Here is a 19,205-nt window from a genome sequence, read left to right as displayed (position 1 = left end):
CTGACAAAAGAACTGCCTTAATGCGGTCTGCTACACGCCGATTCTTCTCTTGACGGTGCTGCGCTATTAAGTCGTCACGTTCAGATGGGGTCAAAAAATCTTGCATGGGTATTTAACTACCACAATTGGATAAAATTTTAAACACTTTCATTCAGCATGAGTATATATAATATGGCTCTTTTGCGTTTTGAGTGGGTAAGGAGATTTTTTCCTAATCAGAAAATTCGATGCTAACTACCTTCAGTTAAGTAAAAAAACAGCAATGGTCAAAACCACGGTAGGCTCTAACACCTTGTTTTTCAAGGAATTACGAGTGACCCATCTTTAGTATACTTCCGATATTCGAAAAATATCTAAAAGATATATTTAAATATTAAGATAACATTTGCACAGGAAAGCACTTTTGCTTATAAAGATGAGAGGTCAGGAGAGAAACTATACTGAGCCCCGTTTTTGCTGCAAATTCGTGGGGGCGGCGATGAGCCCCCACTAGTTTGCAACAGACAAGTAGCAAAAAGAAAAACAAAAAGGCTTAAGAATAAATTATTTAAAACACTGTAAGTCGCGCGAATTGGAAAATCTTTGCGATCTATTGAGCGTCATCCCGGACTTGATCCGGGACAGGATCCAATTATTTTATAAAGACTTTGAAGAAAAATAATGGGATCCCAAATCGTAAGCTTTTAGAATCTAATCCTTTTCAAGGCTTAGATTCTAAAAGCAACGTTTGGGATGACGACCTGTAGGCAGAAAGACCTCTTATCCAAAACTCAGGTTAGTTACGCTGAATCAAACTCTTGAAAGTAAACCATGTTTTACTATAATATGCATATAGGGAAAATTGTAAAAAAGGATTTACTGTGGCCAACCTGCTTTGGGGTAACGTCTACTATAAGAACCACTTCGCGGGAGTTCTGCGTGAGGAACCAGGAAATCGGAGTTCGTTTACTTACGACGACAGTTATCTCGGGTCAGATCAGCCTGCTATTGCCTATAGCCTTCCTCTACAAAGAGAAACATTCATCAGTCAGGTGGGCTTGCCATCGTTTTTTGATAATTTGGTTGCGGAAGGTTGGTTGGAAACCGCTCAGACCCGACTGCTTGGCAGGCGGATGGCATCGCGCTTTGAGTTACTATTGGCCTTTGGAGAAGACTGTGCTGGCGCAGTTTCTGTCATTGATCCTGAGCCGCGAAAATTGAGTCAACAACTGTTAAATATGGAAGATCCGGTGGAGGTTGCTCTTTTGGCCAGTAGGTCCTCTTTGTCAGGTATCCAGCCAAAGCTGGCCCTCATCGAGTCTGACGGCAAATTATATCCTACAACTTCGGGAAAAATCAGTACGCATATTGGTAAACTACCCTCCCAACATCATGATAACTTAGTGGCAAATGAGTATTTGACAACTTTGGCTTTCAAAGCTTTATTGCCAGATGATGAAGTTGTTGAGATGGATATCGGTAAGGTTGAGGGAATTTCTAAGCCAGCCCTCATTATCAAGCGTTTTGATCGGACAGCCAATGTTGGGCGCCTCCATTTCGAGGAATTCACCCAACTTCTGGATCTGCCATCACATGCTAAATATGATGGCGCTCACAAAGATATGGCAAATTTTATCCTCAAGACAAAAGGGTGTATTCCTATAGAAATCTATCGACTTTTTCAGCGCATTCTGGCAGGATTTTTGCTGGGTAATACTGATATGCACTTAAAGAATTTTGCAATGTTTCACCATGACTCAGGGTTTAGGTTAACACCTGCCTATGATGAAATTTCATCGGCAATTTACCAGTACAAAACCGTTGCATTAGCTATTGGTGGCAGCAAGGATTTACTGTTGGGGCAGCTAAAACCCAAAAATATTATTAAACTAGCAGAGGAATTTTATTTGCAAAAAACCGCCACCCTAATGGCTGTCGAGAAATTACAGCGCAATCTCGAAGATGCCAAACACGCAATTTTAAAGGCGCCAATTGGCAGCCCCCTCTTAAAGAAAAAATTGGTTACTATGATGGAGAAACGATGGAACGGAACCTTCGCCTTAATTGGTCAGGACTTGTCGAAGAAGCCATAAAACGCCGCAGACAACAAAAACTGACTCAAGAGCAGTTGGCGGTTTTGGTTGGTGTGAGCAAACCAACCCTGAATAGCTTCGAGCAAGGCAAAACCAATCTGACACTGACAAGCGCTTTGAAAATTTTGCAAGGTTTAGGGTTGGCGTGAATGTATTATTGTTGGGTACTTGCACATCCCCTACACATTTTGCTAACTTGGCTCAAGGTTTTCAAAAATAAAGCATGAGGCACAAAGCATGACGTCAGCTCCTGCCCTTAAGCGACATGATAGTTACGTATCAGCCGATGAGAAATTTCACTCTGTAGGAAAAATCCTCAAGCAAACCAGGTTGGAACAGAAGAAATCGCTACAAGAAGTTGCCGAGCGTTTACGGATTAGCCAAGAGTATCTGGGTTATCTTGAGGAAAGCACATTGGAGGGAATAGTTGAGCGTGTCTATATTTTGGGATTCTTGAGGGCGTATGCTGAGTTTTTAGAGCTCAATGCCAAGGATCTTGTTAATCTATATCTGAGAGAATTCTCCCCTCAAATCAGTTCCGAAGCATTTATTATTTCTTCTCCTGTGCTAGATGAGGGTATGCCCAAAAAATGGGTATTGTTGATTGCAGCTGTCTGTTTTGTGGTTGCGGCGTTGGGGTGGTTGTGCTGGACACCCAGGCAAGACAATAGCTTGCAGGATGCCCAAGCTGATACATTACGTTTGCGGCAACTTGAGGAGTTGACCAACGCACAAAATGCACCCTACACTAATCCCAGCAAGGATTTGTAGGAAATCAATCAAAACCCAATCCAAAATCCAAAAGCGTATCGGCAGCGTTTAGCGAAGGTCTGAGCAATGTGCTATACTGAGGGGAAATGAAAGCCTCTGTTCCTTGATACGCTCAAAGTGCGAATTTACCCAAGTACACTGCGAGCTGGCAGCTATCATTAAACTGGAAATCCTCATTTCCCACAGGTATAGCGGTTTTCATTTCTCGCGGGTATACTTCATAAAAAATAACCCCAAATCGTAAAACTTAATCGTTGGGTGGGTATACATAACTTATATGAAAATCGGTGTGAGCAAGTCGCCCCAATTCTCGCATGTAAGTACGAATCCAATGTAATCGGTAGTAGCATCTCAATCTTTTTGGATTCTCTACTATTTCAGACTTAATAAAGTCTATTCCATCTTGCACCACCTTCTTTGAGCCTGAAGTAATAATCGATTTCGGATTATTTATAGGTTTAGGATCAGCATATTCTCTGGAGATAAACCATTTTTTATTGTCGAAAACAAATACTTTATGCTTGAAATCATCGGAAAGAGCTTTACTTTCCTTTATAGCTTGATAAAATTCTACCTCTTTGTCTCCCACAATGTCAGGACAATCACTCCCCGATGCAGTATTTGAAACAACAAGTGACGAAGTTAAAAGACATGAGATTGCAGCTAAATTTTTCATTGATACCTCCCTTGGTTTTATTTATCAATATACCCGTGGGAAATCTTCATTTCCCTTTAGTACACCCCCTTATTGTAATCTATAATGTGTACCTACGTCAAATAAAATCACATAAAATGCCAGGGCCACCTCATGAAAATTTATTTCCCTTCGTTATAAAACTCAACATTTTGATTCAGCACGTGTATATTGCAAGAAACACATTGAATTTCATCCTGGTAATATAGAAGGAGACACAAGTGCTGCAGCCGGTTCGCGGAACAACCGATTTATTGCCCAGCCAACGGCGTCGTCACGCGCATGTGGTTGAGACTGCTAGGCAAATCGTTGAATGTTATGGTTATGAGACCCTTGATACTCCTATTTTTGAATATGCTCCTGTCTTTCAATCCATCGGCGAGACATCTGACATTGTCACCAAGGAAACCTATACATTTGAAGATCGGGGTGGCAAGTTGTTAACCTTGCGTCCAGAAGGAACAGCCAGTGTTGTGCGCGCTATTCTTTCCAATGGATTGACCCAGCAATTGCCGCTCAAGTTTTTCTACGCTGGTCCCATGTTTCGCTATGAGCGCCCACAAAAGGGACGTTACCGGCAATTTCACCAAATTGGTGTTGAACTTCTTGGGGTGGATCTGCCGCTGGCAGATGCTGAAGTCATTGCCATGGCTCAACAGATTCTGGATGCCTTGGACTTAGAGGGTAATATTACGTTAGAGATCAATACGCTGGGTGATCTTGAAAGCCGGTTGGCGTATCTTAAAGCGTTTACCGCTTATTTGCGTGATTTTGAAGGTCAGTTGTCTCAGGATAGCCAGCGGCGTTTGCAGAAAAATCCACTTCGGGTTTTGGATTCTAAGGACTTGCGGGATATCAAAATTGTTGAACAAGCCCCGATTTACCGGGATCATTTGAATGCAGCTTCAGAAGACTTTTTTGCTCAGGTATTAAAACAGCTTGACTTTTTGGATGTGAAGTATCACATTAATAACAGGATCGTGCGAGGCCTCGATTACTATTCACATACAACCTTTGAGTTTGTATCCGATGGTCTCGGAGCTCAATCAACCGTTTTAGCTGGCGGGCGTTATAATCGACTGGTTGAGGTGATGGGTGGCCCGGAAATTCCAGGAATTGGGTGGGCCGCTGGCATTGAGCGTTTGGCTTTGTTAGCCAAGGGCGAATTTCAGGCATTGCGTCCCATTGCAGTGATCCCCATTGGAAACGTTGCTGAGGCGAAGGCCTTAGAGCTAACTCAGCGGCTTCGCCACCACGGGATCAAAGTGGAATTGGGTTATGCAGGGGCACTGAAAAAGCGCCTATCGCGAGCAAATAAGCAACGGGCTCGTTGTGCGCTGCTTCTTGGAGCAGAAGAGTTGGAGGCGGGCAAGATTTTAGTGCGAGATCTTGACTCTGGTGAGCAGAGGCAAGTAGCAGACGACAAAATTGTCGAGTATTTACAGCAACAGTAGGGAAAGCTTTGAGTTTACAACAAAAACTTGATCAAGTTGTCGAGCGCCATGAAAGGCTGGGCCAAGAACTGGCTAGCTCGCAAGGGTTTAATGCCCAAGAGTACGGTAAGATTTCTAAGGAATATTCAGACCTCAAACCTATTGTTGAGGCGATTCACGCTTTGCGGCAGACGCAAAAAGAACTGAGTGAGCTTGAAGAATTGCTTGCTGATTGTGAAGGTGATTCTGATCTTAAACAAATGGCCGAAGAAGAACAAAGAGCTTTGCGCCAATTGCTACCGAAATTAGAGCATCAAGTTAAAGTTTTATTGCTCCCTAAAGATGCAGCGGACGAACGTAACGCGATTGTTGAAGTTCGTGCTGGAACAGGCGGTGATGAGGCAGCCCTTTTTGCTGCTGACTTATTGCGCATGTACCAAAGATATGCAGAAAAACACAAATGGCGTTTTGAAATCATGAACATGAGCGAAACTGGGATAGGTGGTATCAAAGAGGCTGTGGCTACAGTCTCGGGCCAAGGTGTATTTGCGCGGCTCAAGTTTGAATCCGGAGTGCATCGTGTCCAGCGAATCCCGACCACTGAGACCAGTGGGCGCATTCATACCTCAGCAGCGACCGTTGCGGTACTGCCGGAAGCTGAAGAAGTGGATGTGCAGATTGAGGAAAAAGATCTGCGCATTGATGTCTATCGTTCGAGTGGGCCAGGCGGGCAAAGTGTGAACACAACTGATAGCGCGGTTCGTATTACCCACATTCCCACAGGTGTTGTTGTGCAACAGCAAGATGAAAAATCGCAGCACAAAAACAAAGCCAAGGCGATGAAGATTTTAAGAGCCCGATTATTTGAGCATGAACGGGCACAAAAGCAGGCTGAGCGGGCAGCTGCTCGCAAGACGCAAGTTGGCAGTGGCGATCGTTCTGAGCGGATTCGCACCTATAATTTCCCTCAAGGCCGCGTGACGGACCACCGCATTAATTTAACTTTATACAAACTGGATCAGGTCTTGGAAGGCAATGCTGTCGACGAACTTGTTGACGCTCTGATTGCTGAAGATCAATCCAGTCAATTGGCAGATATCAGCGAATGAGAGCAATACATACTGAGTCTCTAGATACACGCCTCAAATGGGCCCGGGAACAATTGGATGCTGTTCACATAGAAAGTGGAGCTTTAGATGCACGCTTGTTATTAAAACATGTACTGAAATGTGGTGATGAGTTTGTGTTAGCTCATCCTGAATACGCCTTAAGCCCAGAACAGAAAGATAATTTTGCAGCTGTGGTTGATCGCCGCTCTCAACACGAACCCGTCTCAAAGATTATTGGTGAGCGTGAATTTTGGGGTTTGCCGTTTTATGTGACACAAGATACACTGGATCCACGTCCAGATAGTGAAACTTTGGTTGAAACGGTTTTGTCTTTTGTTAAAGATCGTGCTGCGCCATTGCAGATTTTGGATTTAGGGACTGGAACTGGGTGTTTGTTATTAGCCCTCCTTAAGGAGCTCAAACAAGCCCAAGGTGTTGGAGTTGATTGTTGTCCGCGCGCTCTAAAGGTGGCGATGTCCAATGCCAAGCGGTTACAGATGGATGCACGGGTGCAGTTTGTACAAGGCAATTGGGGCCAAGATCTTGAAGGCCCTTTTGATGTGATTGTGAGCAACCCACCTTATATTGCAGCAGATGAAATCGGGCAGCTTTCCAAGGCGGTTAAGGATTATGATCCCCTGCTGGCCTTGCAAGGGGGAAGAGATGGTTTGGCGTGTTATCGCGAGATCATGTCTTATGTCAGAGCTCTTCTGGCTCCAGAAGGACTTGTGGCATTTGAAATTGGTAAAGGTCAAAAACAAGAGGTAGAGAATATTATGATACAGACAGGATTAACGATGATACAAAGCACAACAGATTTAGCCGGGATTCCCCGGTGTTTGCTAGCAAAAGTAAACAAGAATAATCAGGAGACATAAACTATGACAAATTCAGGAGAAAAACTCATGCCCATTCCTCCAGTACCAGTACAACCTAGGACTATAAGGCCACAGAGTAAAACACGCGCCCCAGGCAACGGACCAGGACGCTTTCCCAATAATCGCAGAGGTGGGAACAATCAGGGAAAAGGAGGTGGAGGTTCAGGACGCTCCAATCAGCGCCGCAACCAAGCCTCCGATCAGTACAATAAGTATTTAAATCTAGCCAAGGATGCAACAGCCGCGGGTGATTATATTGCTGCTGAAACTTACAACCAGCACGCAGATCATTATTACCGGGTGATGAATCCAGTGCCGACGGCTTGAAGGGTTACACACTGCGACCGTTGTTGTAGCGCATTGATATACGTTCTCTCAGGAGTTCTATATGCTTGAAATTGTCATGTTTAACTGGGAACTCATGCATATCGTGCATAACATTCCCCAACGAATTACATAGAAATTAAATTAAATTTACTGTTGCTTCATCAAGAAATTTGCGCTAACCTTTCTCTTAAGTCGTGACGCAACGGGTGATGACACACCCATAGCGCCACTAACCATGATCGATCTAACCACTAGGAGATCAACCAATGGCTGACGCCAACATACTATATCTCGTCCCTATTTACCACCAAAAGCGCTGCTGTGTGCCACAAGTTTGCTTATTTCGCGTATTCTTGTGGCAAAAGTCTGCGGCGCAGACGGTGGCCTCCCAGGACTTGAGTATTTATGTAGCTATGGCATTGGGGTGCGTGGTGCTTTTCGTTACGGCCAGTCCCGGGGAACAATTGCTCCCCGGGGCGTTTATAAAGAGCGTTTATGATAATAAAGCCCTAAGGAGAAGGAGAAGGAGAAAGAACCATGCTTTTATTGAATAGAGTTAACCTAATTGGCAAAATAGCAGACGATCCACGTGTTTATTTCACGCCTAACCACATTCGCATCATGAGTTTTGAGCTTGTAACCGACTCAGACAAAAGCCTTTCCAGACCGCATCACGTGGTTATTGAGGACCCATTGATTATCGAGTATGCCCACACGTACTTAGGACGCTAGGAAAAATAACATTTATAATCGTGTTTCGCGTTCTGTTGCTTGATCTTGCTGCGTAACGCTGTCTATAAAGTATTTTAGTTAAATTGTAAAGGTTATTTTTCCTAGCGTCCTTATTTGCAGGTTCTGTTGTATGGGTTGAAGGACAGCTTGAGTATTTTTGCAGCGCTCATGACAAAAGCAAAGAGGTTTGGATTGTCGTGTCTAGAAAGCACGGAAGATTGCATCCCCTCATGCAGTAACTCAGTATGCAGTAATCCAGGGCTGTTAAGTGAAAATGGGCTACCTACGGATCGTGATCCTGAACGTTGATTTTGGAACTCAAGGCTTATTAAGACTTGATTGGAATGACGAACCGTAGGCAGAAAGACCTCTTATCCAAAACTCAGGTTACCGTAAGTCTATTAATCAGAAAACTCAACAGTTTGATTCAGCTTCAGTATAGCCTCTGTTTAACTGCCTCAACGACTTTTGAGAATTCATCTAGGGGTGGATACTCCCATGCTTCCAAACGTCCTTTAAATGGCCGCGTATAGCCTTTGTATACAAAAAGGCTGTGAAAACGATCCGATATGGCCGCTCCTCCCGGTAAATGGTATGTGTAAACCGGTTTGCCAGTATAACACGCCTCAGAGGTCATCGAGACCGAATCAGAGGTCACCATGATGTAATCGGCAAGAGCTAAAAAGCCCATGTAAGGATTTTCTCCTGCCTCATTCCACACAACAGCTGGACAATTCTGTAATTCTTGTTGAAATACAGCAATATTTTCTGCGCCCGTACGCCGGGAAGGAATAACAAGCAAGCTTACGCTCTGTTTTTGGGCAACATCTCGTAATTGTGCTGCCATTTTTCGCGATACTTCAGGATCCAGTCGATACCGACGGCTGTTACCCCCCAGCAAAATTGTCAAGAAAGGCGCTTTGAGGTGCTGCACCTGGTGTTTAAAATGTTCCGCTGCATGTTGAAGCTTCGTGCGGTTTACCAAATGCAAAGCCCCTTGAGTAACCAAAACATTAGGCCCTTGAATGCAGTCATGAGCTGGGGCTATGACCAAGTCAAAATTTTCAGGAGGAATAGTCGGATTCTGGAGCTGAACAACCTTCGTTGCTCCTTTTGTCAGTCGGCGAATCGCTTGCGTAGGGGCAACTGTCGAACGACCGGAGGCAATAATGACATCCGGCCATGGAGGCGATAAGAAATTCTTACTCTGGTCCATTGCGCCGCGCAGAGGAGACAACCACATGCCAGGACTCAAGAATTTCCAAGGAAGACGCGGAGAGATGTCAAAGGTCTTCGGGGTAAACCCTAAAGCCTCTGCTAGGCCCAAGCATTGGTGTGCGCTTCCCACCTTGCCTTTGTCATAAACTACCCAGCAGGACTTCGAAAATGCATCCACAGATTACTTAAACTCAACCGACAACACCTCATAGGAACGCATCCCCTTCGGTGTTTGCACATCAACGACATCACCTTCTTCTTTACCGATGAGCGCACGAGCAATGGGCGCTGATATCGACACCAAACCATTTGCAATGTCTGACTCATCCGCTCCTACGATCCGGTACTTAATTTCCTTATCATTTCCAACATCTGCAAGGGTAACTGTTGCTCCAAATTTGATCTTTGGCCCTTTAAGTTTGCTTATATTTATGACATCAAAGCGTCCAATTTTGCCTTCCAGCTCGGCAATACGCCCTTCGATGAAACCTTGGCGCTCTCTTGCAGTGTGGTATTCAGCATTTTCTGACAAGTCACCATGAGCTCGTGCCTCTGAAATCGCCTGAATTATATCTGGTCGTTCAACCTTTTTCAAATGACTGAGCTCTTTTTCAAGGCGGGTAAAACCAGCTGCTGTGATGGGTATTTTCTGGATCATACTTTTTCCTTTTCACATAAAATAAAAAATTGAGCTGTGATTCTATCATACACAGCTGCGAATGCAAGAAAACATCTGTGTACTTTCAGGGATGTTCAGTAAAAATGTGCTATACTCGCCCCGGGCACAGATTGCGCTTTTGGACACCCTAAGACTCTAAACCCCTTGGGCCAGCGCCGCCTCCAAATAAGCATCTAAATCCCCATCCAACACGCCTTGGGCGTTGCCTTTTTCCACACCAGTGCGCAAGTCTTTGACCATCTGATACGGATGCAACACATAAGAGCGAATCTGATGGCCCCAACCAATCTCAGTTTTTGCTTCGTGTTGAGCTTGGGCCGCTTCTTCGCGCTTGCGTAATTCTAGTTCATAAAGCCGGGCCTTTAGCATGGACATGGCTTGGGCGCGATTGCGGTGCTGGGAGCGATCGTTTTGGCATTGCACCACAATACCTGTTGGTTCGTGGGTAATACGCACCGCGCTGTCAGTACGATTTACATGTTGTCCTCCAGCGCCAGAGGCTCGATAAGTGTCGATTCGCAAATCCTTATCTTCAATTTCAACTTCTAGGTCCTCTTCGATAACCGGATAGACTCCAACGGAGGCAAAGCTGGTGTGACGACGATTGGAAGAGTCAAACGGCGAAATTCGAACCAGTCGATGCACACCGCTTTCAGTTTTAAGCCAACCATAGGCCTGTATGCCATTCACCCGAAAAGTACATGATTTGATCCCAGCTTCTTCCCCGGGGCTTTCTTCGATCCACTCAATCTTGTACTGGTGTGCTTCGGCCCAGCGCGCATACATTCGTTGCAACATTAGGGCCCAGTCTTGCGCTTCAGTGCCCCCTGCCCCTGCATGGATCTCAATATAACAATTGTTATCATCAGCTTCACCAGACAGTAAACTTTCCAACCGCAATCGCTCAACCTTTTGCTGTAGATTGTTCAAGCCTGCCTCAGCTTCCTCAATGAAACTAGTATCTGACTCTTCTTCAGCGAGCTCAAGCATTGCCATACAGTCTTTGAGCTCATCTTCAAGACCTTGAAACTGCGTCAATGAACGAGTTACTTGATCACGTTCACGCATTAATTGTTGCGCTCGTTTGGCATCATCCCAGATTTTAGGATCTTCTGCCTGTTGATTTAGCGTCTCTAAATGCTTGCTTGAGCCAGCAACGTCAAAGACGCCTCCTCACAAGCTCAAGGGCTTGCTCGATAGATGTGATAAGAGTTTCATGCTCTGCACGCATTAGTAAATTCCTCCTGTGCCAGTAACTGGGGTGATCACCGTAACCGATTCCCGCACACCGTCAGGAAGAGTCCCGCTTTCCTGTGTGGCATTCGCCACTGAGCCTTCCGGAATTTGGTTATCCCGAAACGCTTCAATAATCACATTGGGCCCCTCACCCTTGGTTTTCTTGCCGCTGATTCGATCCACCTTGACTAACCGCACTCCAGGCGGCACCCGGAAAGGTACTGCTGGCATATCTTTCAGAGCTTCCTTCATAAAGTGGGCGAATATTGGCGAGGCAACCTTTGCCCCTCCTTCCTTAATTCCTAAAGTACGCGGTCCATCAAAGCCTACATAAACACAAACCAATAAATCTGGTGAGAAACCAACGAACCACGAGTCGAAATGGTCGTTCGTGCTACCGGTCTTTCCTGCAAGTGGAACATCTCGGTCCATGATACGCCGCACTGTTCGGCCCGTTCCGTGAGTAATGGCTCCTTGCAATATAGAAACAATCTGGTAGGCAATTGCCGGGTCAATAACGTCTTTGCGAACATCAACAAGTGGTGGAACTTCTTGATACATCCATGAGTAAAGAGACGCCCCCTGAAGTTCACGAGTCTGGTGACTCCAGATCGTTTTTCCTTTCCGGTCTTGCAGACGTTCAATCAATGTAGGAGTTACCCACTTGCCGCCATTGGCAATCATTGAATAGGCTGCTGCCATGCGAAGCGGTGTTGTTCCTTCTGTCCCAAGTACTGTTGCCAGTTGCTTGGGCATCTCATCCACGACGCTCAGACGTTTGGCTACTTCAATGACTTTGACGATGCCAACCAATTCGTGAATAAGACGAATCGTTGCAAGGTTGCGCGATTTTTCCAGACCCACCCGCAGGGTTGTCGGACCAAAGAATTTATCTTCGTAATTGGTTGGTTTCCAAACTCCCAATCCATAACCCAAGTTAATGGCAAAAGGAGCATCCACTACCTTTGTCGACGGTCCAAATCCTTTCTCGAAAGCCGCTAGATATGCAAAAGTCTTAAAGGCAGAACCCGGTTGACGGTAAGCTTGCGTGGCTCGATTGTACTGACTGAGTGCAAAACTATAACCACCAGACATCCCCAGCACTCGCCCTGTATGCGGATCCATCACTACAATGGCACCGGATACCTTGGGCAGTTGACAGAGACGGTAGGTCTCTGACTCCTCTAGCTCATCCACCAGTACCACATCACCAACTTTCAAAACATCACGAGGTTTTTGCACCATCGGTCCTAAATTCTCTGCATCAATATATTTCCGGGCCCATTTCAGCTCAGCCAATGGGATTTTTCCCTTGGATCCACCAGCAAATCCAATGCGAGCAGCTTGGGCATCAAGTTTCAACACAACCGCCAAAGTCCAATGCCCAACCCCAATTGGCAGCGGCACAGTATTTAACTGATCGATCCAAGAGTCTGGAATAGATTTGCCAAATGGCAAATGCGTCACTGGTCCACGCCAGCCGTGACGCTTATCATACGTTTCTAAACCTTCACGCAAAGCCTTTTCTGCCAGGTTTTGCAACCGCGGATCCAAAGTCGTTCGAACTGTCAATCCATCTTCATAAAGCGCGTGAGCACCGTAACGTTTAAACAAATCTCGTCGAACTTCTTCGGCAAAATAATCAGCACGCACAACTTGCGCCTGCCCCCGTTTTTTCAACACAATGGGCTGACTGATCGCCTCTTGAGCCTCTTTGCCGGTGATAAGACCTTCATCTTCCATTCGGCCAATGACCCAATCCCTTCGGATTTTGGCAAGCTTGGGATAACGCAAGGGGTTGTAACGGCTGGGTGCCTTGGGAAGTCCTGCAAGAAAAGCCGCTTCAGCAATAGTCAATTCATCCAAGGATTTATTAAAATAATTGAGCGCAGCAGAGGCAATTCCATAGGAGCCTCGACCCAAATAAATTTCATTGAGATAAAGCTCAAGGATATGGTCTTTGGAATAAGTCAACTCGATACGAAATGCTAGGATTGCTTCCTTAATTTTGCGCGTTAAGGAGGTTTCACGGGCAATACTATTGAGAAGGAAATTTTTAGCCACCTGCTGCGTGATGGTGGAAGCACCCATGGGCCGAAGGTTGTCTTGGGCTCGTTTGATATTCATGATGGCAGCCCGCAAAATACCGCCAAAGTCCAAACCAAAATGGTGATAAAAATTCTTATCCTCTGCCACCAGAAAGGTCTGCACAATCCGTTTTGGAATCGCTTCAAAGGGAATGAACACACGCTTTTCATAGGCATACTCAGCAAACAACCGACCATCACCTGCATACAAACGGGTCATAACGGGCGGCTCGTACGTGGCTAGCTGTTGGTAATCTGGAAGCCCTCGACCATATTGATAGAACACATAGACAACACCAGCTCCACCAATAATCAGGCAAAATAGCAACAGCGAGAGACTATAGGCACAAAACCGAACGAGTTTTTTCATCTAAAGTAATAAAGATTGAACGTTGACATCTGTGTGCAACACTATACGATTTTTCTGCTTGTTTGGATATCTTTTTGGAAATTTGCGCAATTTTTTACCCTGGCGTGTGGAAAATTCATGTGGCAGAATGTCATATGCTGAAGCCAAATCAAACTGTGGATTTTCTGGTGCACTCAAAGTGCTCATTTACCTCAAGTAAACTGCGCGCTTTTCGTTACCATAAAATTCAACATTTTGATTCAGCACTGGTATAACTATGACAAATAACATTGACCCACGGCAAATCCTCGATTTTTGGTTTGACCCCAAACACAAAGAACTATGGTTTGTAAAAAATGCGGATTTCGATGAAAAAATTCGCAAACAGTTTGAAAATGCTTACAACCAAGCTACCATAAACGCTCTGGATCATTGGCAGGACACACCTGAAGGCGCATTGAGTTTAGTCGTTGTCTTGGATCAGTTCCCACGCAACCTCTACCGCAATAGCATGAAAGCCTTTCAGACAGATACCAGAGCGCTTGCAATTGCGCAAAAGGCACTAGAAAATCAGTTTGACCAACAACTGTCTCCTGAACAGCGCCATTTCCTTTACATGCCTTTTATGCACAGCGAGGACATTGCCCTGCAAGAAAAAAGCGTTCAGCTTTTTGAGGCAACAGGTGAGGCAAACGCTTACCATTACGCTATTTTGCATCGAGACATCATTGCAAGATTCGGCCGCTTCCCGCATCGAAATAAAATTTTGAGGCGAACATCAACACCAGAAGAACTAGAATTTCTCAAACAACCGAACTCTTCGTTTTAGGAAGCAAACGCCTCATCCGTAAATACTGAATCACCTCATAACAAGCCATGGCTGACGCCAAATGCTTCAGCGTATGCCCGCTTACCATTCCATGTGATATTTGGTAAATACCATGATCAAAATGTTCGAAAACTTTGGCCAAGGCATACCATAGGAAAACGCGCACAAAATACTTGCCTCCAGTATAATGACTGGAAAACAATAAAAACAAACTTATGATGAACAGGAATGGACCAAACTGAACAATAGCATAAGGTCTTAAGTCGCCAGCACCTAAGCTTTCGGTATAATCCCAATAAAATACGCTCGATGATCCTAAGACCAAAAGAATGGGTAACAACACCAAACCGTGCCACCTTCCCATCCGATCAAAAATAACAAACGCAAAAAGGGACATAAAGCCAATAGTCATCGGCAGACGATCCCACACTAAAGTACTGTTGTTGGGGGTCCAGTGGTAATAACCTGAACCAAATCCCACCAGCAAAACACCAACGAAAAAGATCAGCCAAAACCAGTGTTCGTGAGACAGCATCGCGTAGGGTAATTTAGCAACAGTCCACAATCCCATTATCCCTACAAACACGAAAGGAATATTTGAAACAACATCAGCAAAGTTAGGTACTCCCCATAAAGCCCCAGAGTTTGCAAAATTATGATATGACAAATCTTGGGGTATTGCCGGAACCACTATGAAAACAGCAACACACAAAATGAGAAAACCACCCCATACTGCAATGATTCGGGTTGTTTTGTTGGTCATCTGACTCCTTTTCTTCTTTCGTTATTGTATAGGCATTGTCAGACCCGCGCTAGATTAATTTGAACCATGCCTACAAACTGAATAATTACAGTCGGGTGAATATTCAATGTCCATTAAGTTCTTTTGCTGTATCATTCACTCATTATGAAGCAGAATGCACACTGGGAACATTTTCGCCACGATGCTGATATGGGGATTCGAGGGATCGGCACAACACCTGCCAAGGCCTTCGAACAAGCGGGGCTGGCTTTTACAGCTATAATGACCGATCTCGAGATTGTCAATTCTGACGAAAGCGTTGCAATCAAATGCCAAGCACCCTCGTTAGATCTTCTTTTCTACGATTGGGTCAATAGTCTCGTATACGAAACCTCAACCAGGAACATGCTGTTTTCCAAATTCGAAGTTGACATTCGAGATGACACATTGTCAGCTCAGATTTGGGGGGAGCCTGTAGATATTGCTCGGCATCAGCCGGCAGTGGAGATCAAGGGAGCAACGTTTACCCAACTTAAAATAGCAAAAAAAAAGCATCACTGGTTAGTCCAGTGTGTGGTCGATGTATAAGGAGAGGGCTACAGGGATGGATCTGAAAAAATTAAAACAAATTTCCGAGTACGAATGGGAAATAGAGCCCTTTGGTAAAATGCGGGTTCCGGGAAGAATCTTTGCCAGTTTGCCCTTAATATTGGATATGGACGAGAAAGTCTATGAGCAAGTCACCAACGTGGCCCAGTTGCCAGGAATTGTAAATGCTAGTTATGCCATGCCTGACGCCCACTGGGGTTACGGTTTTCCCATAGGTGGTGTGGCCGCCTTTGATGCCAATGCCGGGGGGGTGGTTTCAGCTGGAGGGGTTGGCTTCGATATCTCCTGCGGTGTGCGCTGTCTTTTGACGCCACTGACGCGGGCCGATATTGAGCCTGTCAAAAAAGAGTTGGCCGATCTTTTGTACCAATCTATTCCTGCAGGAGTGGGGAGTCGAGGCAGAATTAATTTAAGCGACAGTGAACTCGATGCCATGCTGGCAGGTGGTGCTCAATGGGCCGTTTCCAGAGGGTATGGCGTAGAGGCAGATTTAGAGCGCATTGAAGAGCAAGGGAAGATGCAGGGAGCAGACCCAAAGGCCATTTCGCAAAAAGCCAAAAACCGGCAACGACGTGAAATGGGGACCTTGGGGTCCGGTAATCACTATTTTGAAGTCCAAGAAGTTGCGTCTATTGTGGATGAATTTACGGCTGCGGCTTTTGGGTTAAGTCTGGGGCAAATCGTAGTCACCCTGCATTGTGGCTCGCGCGGTTTGGGGCATCAAATTGGAACTGAGTTTCTTAGAGAGATGGTGGTCACTGCCAGTGATTTTGGCATTGACCTGCCGGATAGAGAATTGGCCTGTGCCCCTATAAAATCAGACCTGGGTCAGAAATATTTAGGCGCAATGCGAGGTGGTATCAATTGTGCTCTGGCCAACCGGCAAATCTTGACGCACTTGGCTCGGGGAGCATTTGCAAAATTCTTTTCTGATATTGAGTTAAACGTGCTTTATGATGTTTCGCATAACACTTGTAAAGTTGAAGAACATCAGGTTGCTAGAAAAGCGTGTCCGATTTACGTGCACCGAAAAGGTGCAACTCGCGCATTTGGACCAGGACACTCGGATTTGCCGAAACATTTACGTCCTGTGGGCCAGCCGGTTCTCATTGGGGGAACCATGGGTACCTCTTCCTATATTCTTGTGGGAGTCAAAGAATCTGAAGAGTGCTCTTTTAGTTCAGCATGCCATGGAGCTGGGCGTGCCATGAGCCGGCACCAGGCTCTGAAACACTGGCGCGGTCGTACTCTGATTGATGAATTGGCAGATCGTGGTATTTACATTCGCAGTCCCTCATATCGCGGTGTAGCAGAAGAAGCACCAGGGGCTTATAAAAACGTCGTTGAGGTTGTACAAGCGGCGGAAAAAGCAGGATTGTCAAAGTGTGTTGCTAAGCTGAAGCCAATTGTGTGTGTGAAAGGGTGAGTTGTTTCAATAGAAAACACTTGTGATCTGTGTTATAGGTTAGCTTCAAGCTTAAACAGAAATGTAGATATGAAATCTTTAATTGTCATACCTGCCCGCTACGGCTCAACCAGGTTTCCTGGAAAGCCGTTGGCGATGATTGCTGGAAAGACGATGTTGCAGCGGGTGTGTGAAGTGGCTAACCAGGTTGCAAATCAAGTAAGGCACACGCAGGTTTTAGTAGCCACCGATGATGAACGTATCTGCACTCATGCCAACGATTTGGGAGTGAAAGCTGTGCTGACTCCGCGAGAATGTTCTACCGGAACGGATCGTATTTTATGCGCAATTGAAGGAATGCCGGCTCCAGAAAATGTGATTAATCTGCAAGGGGATGCCCCCCTGACCCCAGAGTTTTTGCTGCACGGTTTACTCACCGCTTTGACAGAGAATCAGTATTCTGTTGTAACTCCGGTTGTGCAGTTGCCTTGGTGTGATTTGGATGCCTTGCGAGCAGCTAAGGAAACCCAACCTTTTAGTGGCACCTTGGCGATTGTTAATCAGAACGATGAAGCAATTTGGTTTTCAAAGCAGATCTTGCCGGCAATGCGAGCGGAAGAGCAGTTACAAAGGGCAGAGGAGTTATCACCTGTATACCGACACCTGGGGCTTTATGGGTATAAAATCGAAAGTCTTAAGTTATTTGCCAGTCTTTCCAAAGGTATTTACGAGCAATTAGAAGGCCTTGAGCAATTGCGGTTTTTAGAACACGGCCATCCCATCAAGGTTGTCAAGTTTGATGCGAAAGTCCTGCCATTGTGGCGAGGAGTCGATACCCAAGAAGACATTGAATATGTTGAACGGGTATTACAGCAACGCGAAATACTTGTGGGCACATAGATGTTACCAGTAACGAGATTGCTTATTGCTCGCCATGGAAATACGTTTGACCCTAGCGATACCGTTTTACGGGTTGGGTTACGCACAGATTTACCTTTATCACGTTCTGGACGCAAACAGGCCGAAGCTTTAGGGCAGTTTTTCCAGGATGCGGGAGAGGATATTCATAAGGTTTACACCAGCGAACTTTGTCGCACTTTTGAAACAGCAAATATTGCCCTCAACAATTTGGGTTTTAAAGTACCCATTGTTCAGGACCCAATGTTTAACGAAGTTGATTACGGCGTAGACGATGGCCAGCCAGAAGAAGAAGTGGTTGCACGAATTGGTATAGAAGCGCTACAGGAATGGGAGCAAGAGGCCAAGGTTCCGCCAGGATGGCAAATTGAGCCGAAGCGGATCATTCAAAACTGGAAAACTTTCGCGGGCAACCTGTTACAAGATCATTATGATCAAACCGTATTGGTAGTGACCAGTAATGGCATTGCTCGGTTTGCTCCGCACTTGTGCGCGGATTTCGCGGCACTCAAGGCAAGGCATAAACTAAAGCTAGCAACAGGTGCGTTGGGGAGCTTTGTTCATGTTGATGACCAATGGAATGTTGAAATGTGGAACGTACGGCCAAAATCTTGATATAACCGTGCTGAATCATATTGTTTGAACCAAGCATAAAATTGGAAGTTGTTTCGCTAGCATTCCTTATGTTGTTGGGGCTGCACCCATTCCATCTTAATGGGTGGAACTCCACCGTTCCATACTTGACAAATAATAAATCTATTATTACATATTCTGTTTTTTCGATAACTTCTATAAGCTTCCCCAAAGTGCATTGAAATAATTCTTCGTCTTTCTTGCCGCACTTCATTTCCCATATGAAACGAGAAGAGCGCTCTATCATAACTACCGTCCATCCTTCACTTTCATGAGCTGGTTTATTAGAATATACTTTCGTGTATAACTCGTCTCCTTCTATTTCTTATTTGATAAAATTATTGAGCAGAGAGTATAGGTATAATTCTTGTTTAACTTGGGCAAATTTTTTTCCCAATTTCTAAGAGTATTTCTCGCGATGTCAAATGTCCTGGCAGTTGCATTGAAACCAAGACCATCCGATCTAGCCTTCAGTACCGTAATA

Annotated in this window: 19 protein-coding genes; 13 read left to right on the top strand and 6 right to left on the bottom strand. The window is 45.2% G+C overall.

Annotation, left to right across the window (positions count from 1 at the left end; translation table 11 throughout):
- The first annotated feature begins 860 nt into the window (after nt 1–860).
- The 3 genes from ABFQ95_03205 to ABFQ95_03195 all read left to right on the top strand — a co-directional run bounded on the left by ABFQ95_03205 (nt 861) and on the right by ABFQ95_03195 (nt 2,843).
- The gene (locus ABFQ95_03205; GenBank protein ID MEN8236538.1) at nt 861–2,072 is read left to right on the top strand and encodes a HipA domain-containing protein; all 1,212 of its coding nucleotides are present in this window, start codon (nt 861–863) and stop codon (nt 2,070–2,072) included.
- Nucleotides 2,021–2,221 (top strand): helix-turn-helix transcriptional regulator, encoded by a 201-nt coding sequence (locus tag ABFQ95_03200; protein ID MEN8236537.1) that lies wholly within the window; start codon nt 2,021–2,023, stop codon nt 2,219–2,221. Before ABFQ95_03205 ends, ABFQ95_03200 begins: the two co-directional genes overlap by 52 nt.
- 88 nt (nt 2,222–2,309) lie before the next feature.
- Nucleotides 2,310–2,843: a helix-turn-helix domain-containing protein gene (locus tag ABFQ95_03195; protein MEN8236536.1), complete on the top strand. Its 534-nt coding sequence runs from the start codon at nt 2,310–2,312 to the stop codon at nt 2,841–2,843.
- Between the two features lie 247 nt (nt 2,844–3,090).
- On the opposite strand, the gene ABFQ95_03190 is transcribed toward ABFQ95_03195, so the two are convergent.
- Nucleotides 3,091–3,519: a hypothetical protein gene (locus tag ABFQ95_03190; protein MEN8236535.1), complete on the bottom strand. Its 429-nt coding sequence runs from the start codon at nt 3,517–3,519 to the stop codon at nt 3,091–3,093.
- Between the two features lie 239 nt (nt 3,520–3,758).
- Between ABFQ95_03190 and hisS the strand changes: the two genes are divergently transcribed.
- The 5 genes from hisS (at nt 3,759) to ABFQ95_03165 (ending at nt 8,016) form a co-directional block, all read left to right on the top strand.
- The gene (gene hisS / locus ABFQ95_03185) at nt 3,759–4,991 is read left to right on the top strand and encodes a histidine--tRNA ligase (GenBank protein ID MEN8236534.1); all 1,233 of its coding nucleotides are present in this window, start codon (nt 3,759–3,761) and stop codon (nt 4,989–4,991) included.
- A gap of 8 nt (nt 4,992–4,999) precedes the next feature.
- On the top strand, nt 5,000–6,079 hold the full coding sequence (gene prfA / locus ABFQ95_03180; protein ID MEN8236533.1) for a peptide chain release factor 1: 1,080 nt from the start codon (nt 5,000–5,002) through the stop codon (nt 6,077–6,079).
- Nucleotides 6,076–6,957, top strand: a complete 882-nt coding sequence (gene prmC, locus ABFQ95_03175; protein MEN8236532.1) for a peptide chain release factor N(5)-glutamine methyltransferase — start codon at nt 6,076–6,078, stop codon at nt 6,955–6,957. Before prfA ends, prmC begins: the two co-directional genes overlap by 4 nt.
- Before the next feature lie 3 nt (nt 6,958–6,960).
- The gene (locus ABFQ95_03170) at nt 6,961–7,284 is read left to right on the top strand and encodes a DUF4167 domain-containing protein (protein ID MEN8236531.1); all 324 of its coding nucleotides are present in this window, start codon (nt 6,961–6,963) and stop codon (nt 7,282–7,284) included.
- Nucleotides 7,285–7,821: 537 nt separating this feature from the next.
- Entirely contained in the window at nt 7,822–8,016 is a 195-nt protein-coding gene (locus tag ABFQ95_03165; protein ID MEN8236530.1) for a hypothetical protein, read from the top strand.
- A 433-nt stretch (nt 8,017–8,449) separates the two neighbouring features.
- Here the strand turns inward: ABFQ95_03165 and ABFQ95_03160 are convergent, their stop codons facing one another.
- From ABFQ95_03160 to ABFQ95_03145, 4 genes are all read right to left on the bottom strand, one after another.
- Nucleotides 8,450–9,412: a mitochondrial fission ELM1 family protein gene (locus ABFQ95_03160; protein MEN8236529.1), complete on the bottom strand. Its 963-nt coding sequence runs from the start codon at nt 9,410–9,412 to the stop codon at nt 8,450–8,452.
- Between the two features lie 3 nt (nt 9,413–9,415).
- Entirely contained in the window at nt 9,416–9,889 is a 474-nt protein-coding gene (gene greA / locus ABFQ95_03155; GenBank protein ID MEN8236528.1) for a transcription elongation factor GreA, read from the bottom strand.
- Between the two features lie 159 nt (nt 9,890–10,048).
- A protein-coding gene (gene prfB / locus ABFQ95_03150; GenBank protein MEN8236527.1) for a peptide chain release factor 2 occupies nt 10,049–11,144 on the bottom strand; the annotation gives its coding sequence in 2 pieces (ribosomal slippage) (nt 10,049–11,074 and nt 11,076–11,144; 1,095 coding nt in all).
- Entirely contained in the window at nt 11,144–13,606 is a 2,463-nt protein-coding gene (locus ABFQ95_03145; protein ID MEN8236526.1) for a penicillin-binding protein 1A, read from the bottom strand. Before ABFQ95_03145 ends, prfB begins: the two co-directional genes overlap by 1 nt.
- Before the next feature lie 268 nt (nt 13,607–13,874).
- Here ABFQ95_03145 and ABFQ95_03140 point away from each other — a divergent pair, with 268 nt between their 5' ends.
- Nucleotides 13,875–14,414, top strand: a complete 540-nt coding sequence (locus ABFQ95_03140; protein MEN8236525.1) for a DUF924 family protein — start codon at nt 13,875–13,877, stop codon at nt 14,412–14,414.
- Here ABFQ95_03140 and ABFQ95_03135 read toward each other — a convergent pair.
- Nucleotides 14,389–15,177, bottom strand: coding sequence for a ceramidase domain-containing protein (locus ABFQ95_03135; protein MEN8236524.1), 789 nt, complete (start codon nt 15,175–15,177; stop codon nt 14,389–14,391). The genes ABFQ95_03140 and ABFQ95_03135 overlap by 26 nt on opposite strands.
- Nucleotides 15,178–15,321: 144 nt before the next feature.
- On the opposite strand from ABFQ95_03135, the gene ABFQ95_03130 reads away from it, so the two are divergent.
- The 4 genes from ABFQ95_03130 (at nt 15,322) to ABFQ95_03115 (ending at nt 18,703) form a co-directional block, all read left to right on the top strand.
- Nucleotides 15,322–15,744 carry an archease gene (locus tag ABFQ95_03130; GenBank protein MEN8236523.1) on the top strand — a complete coding sequence of 141 codons (423 nt, stop codon included), beginning with the start codon at nt 15,322–15,324 and terminating at the stop codon, nt 15,742–15,744.
- A gap of 16 nt (nt 15,745–15,760) precedes the next feature.
- On the top strand, nt 15,761–17,191 hold the full coding sequence (locus ABFQ95_03125) for an RtcB family protein (GenBank protein MEN8236522.1): 1,431 nt from the start codon (nt 15,761–15,763) through the stop codon (nt 17,189–17,191).
- Between the two features lie 69 nt (nt 17,192–17,260).
- Nucleotides 17,261–18,070, top strand: coding sequence for a manno-octulosonate cytidylyltransferase (locus ABFQ95_03120; GenBank protein ID MEN8236521.1), 810 nt, complete (start codon nt 17,261–17,263; stop codon nt 18,068–18,070).
- Complete coding sequence (locus ABFQ95_03115) at nt 18,071–18,703, top strand: histidine phosphatase family protein (protein ID MEN8236520.1); 633 nt, start codon at nt 18,071–18,073, stop codon at nt 18,701–18,703.
- Nucleotides 18,704–19,205 lie beyond the last annotated feature (502 nt).

Source organism: Pseudomonadota bacterium, from assembly GCA_039714795.1.
Classification (GTDB): Bacteria; Pseudomonadota; Alphaproteobacteria; order JAGOMX01; family JAGOMX01; genus JBDLIP01.
This window is presented reverse-complemented; position numbering and strand designations above follow the sequence as displayed.

What these genes read in the sequence shown, in the direction of transcription:
- ABFQ95_03145 (MEN8236526.1), bottom strand. Translation starts at nt 13,606, where the DNA reads ATGAAAAAACTCGTTCGGTTTTGTGCCTATAGTCTCTCGCTGTTGCTA.
- ABFQ95_03165 (MEN8236530.1), top strand. Translation starts at nt 7,822, where the DNA reads ATGCTTTTATTGAATAGAGTTAACCTAATTGGCAAAATAGCAGACGAT.
- ABFQ95_03190 (MEN8236535.1), bottom strand. Translation starts at nt 3,519, where the DNA reads ATGAAAAATTTAGCTGCAATCTCATGTCTTTTAACTTCGTCACTTGTT.
- prmC (MEN8236532.1), top strand. Translation starts at nt 6,076, where the DNA reads ATGAGAGCAATACATACTGAGTCTCTAGATACACGCCTCAAATGGGCC.
- ABFQ95_03115 (MEN8236520.1), top strand. Translation starts at nt 18,071, where the DNA reads ATGTTACCAGTAACGAGATTGCTTATTGCTCGCCATGGAAATACGTTT.
- ABFQ95_03170 (MEN8236531.1), top strand. Translation starts at nt 6,961, where the DNA reads ATGACAAATTCAGGAGAAAAACTCATGCCCATTCCTCCAGTACCAGTA.
- ABFQ95_03135 (MEN8236524.1), bottom strand. Translation starts at nt 15,177, where the DNA reads ATGACCAACAAAACAACCCGAATCATTGCAGTATGGGGTGGTTTTCTC.
- ABFQ95_03120 (MEN8236521.1), top strand. Translation starts at nt 17,261, where the DNA reads ATGAAATCTTTAATTGTCATACCTGCCCGCTACGGCTCAACCAGGTTT.
- ABFQ95_03200 (MEN8236537.1), top strand. Translation starts at nt 2,021, where the DNA reads ATGGAACGGAACCTTCGCCTTAATTGGTCAGGACTTGTCGAAGAAGCC.
- ABFQ95_03125 (MEN8236522.1), top strand. Translation starts at nt 15,761, where the DNA reads ATGGATCTGAAAAAATTAAAACAAATTTCCGAGTACGAATGGGAAATA.
- ABFQ95_03195 (MEN8236536.1), top strand. Translation starts at nt 2,310, where the DNA reads ATGACGTCAGCTCCTGCCCTTAAGCGACATGATAGTTACGTATCAGCC.
- ABFQ95_03130 (MEN8236523.1), top strand. Translation starts at nt 15,322, where the DNA reads ATGAAGCAGAATGCACACTGGGAACATTTTCGCCACGATGCTGATATG.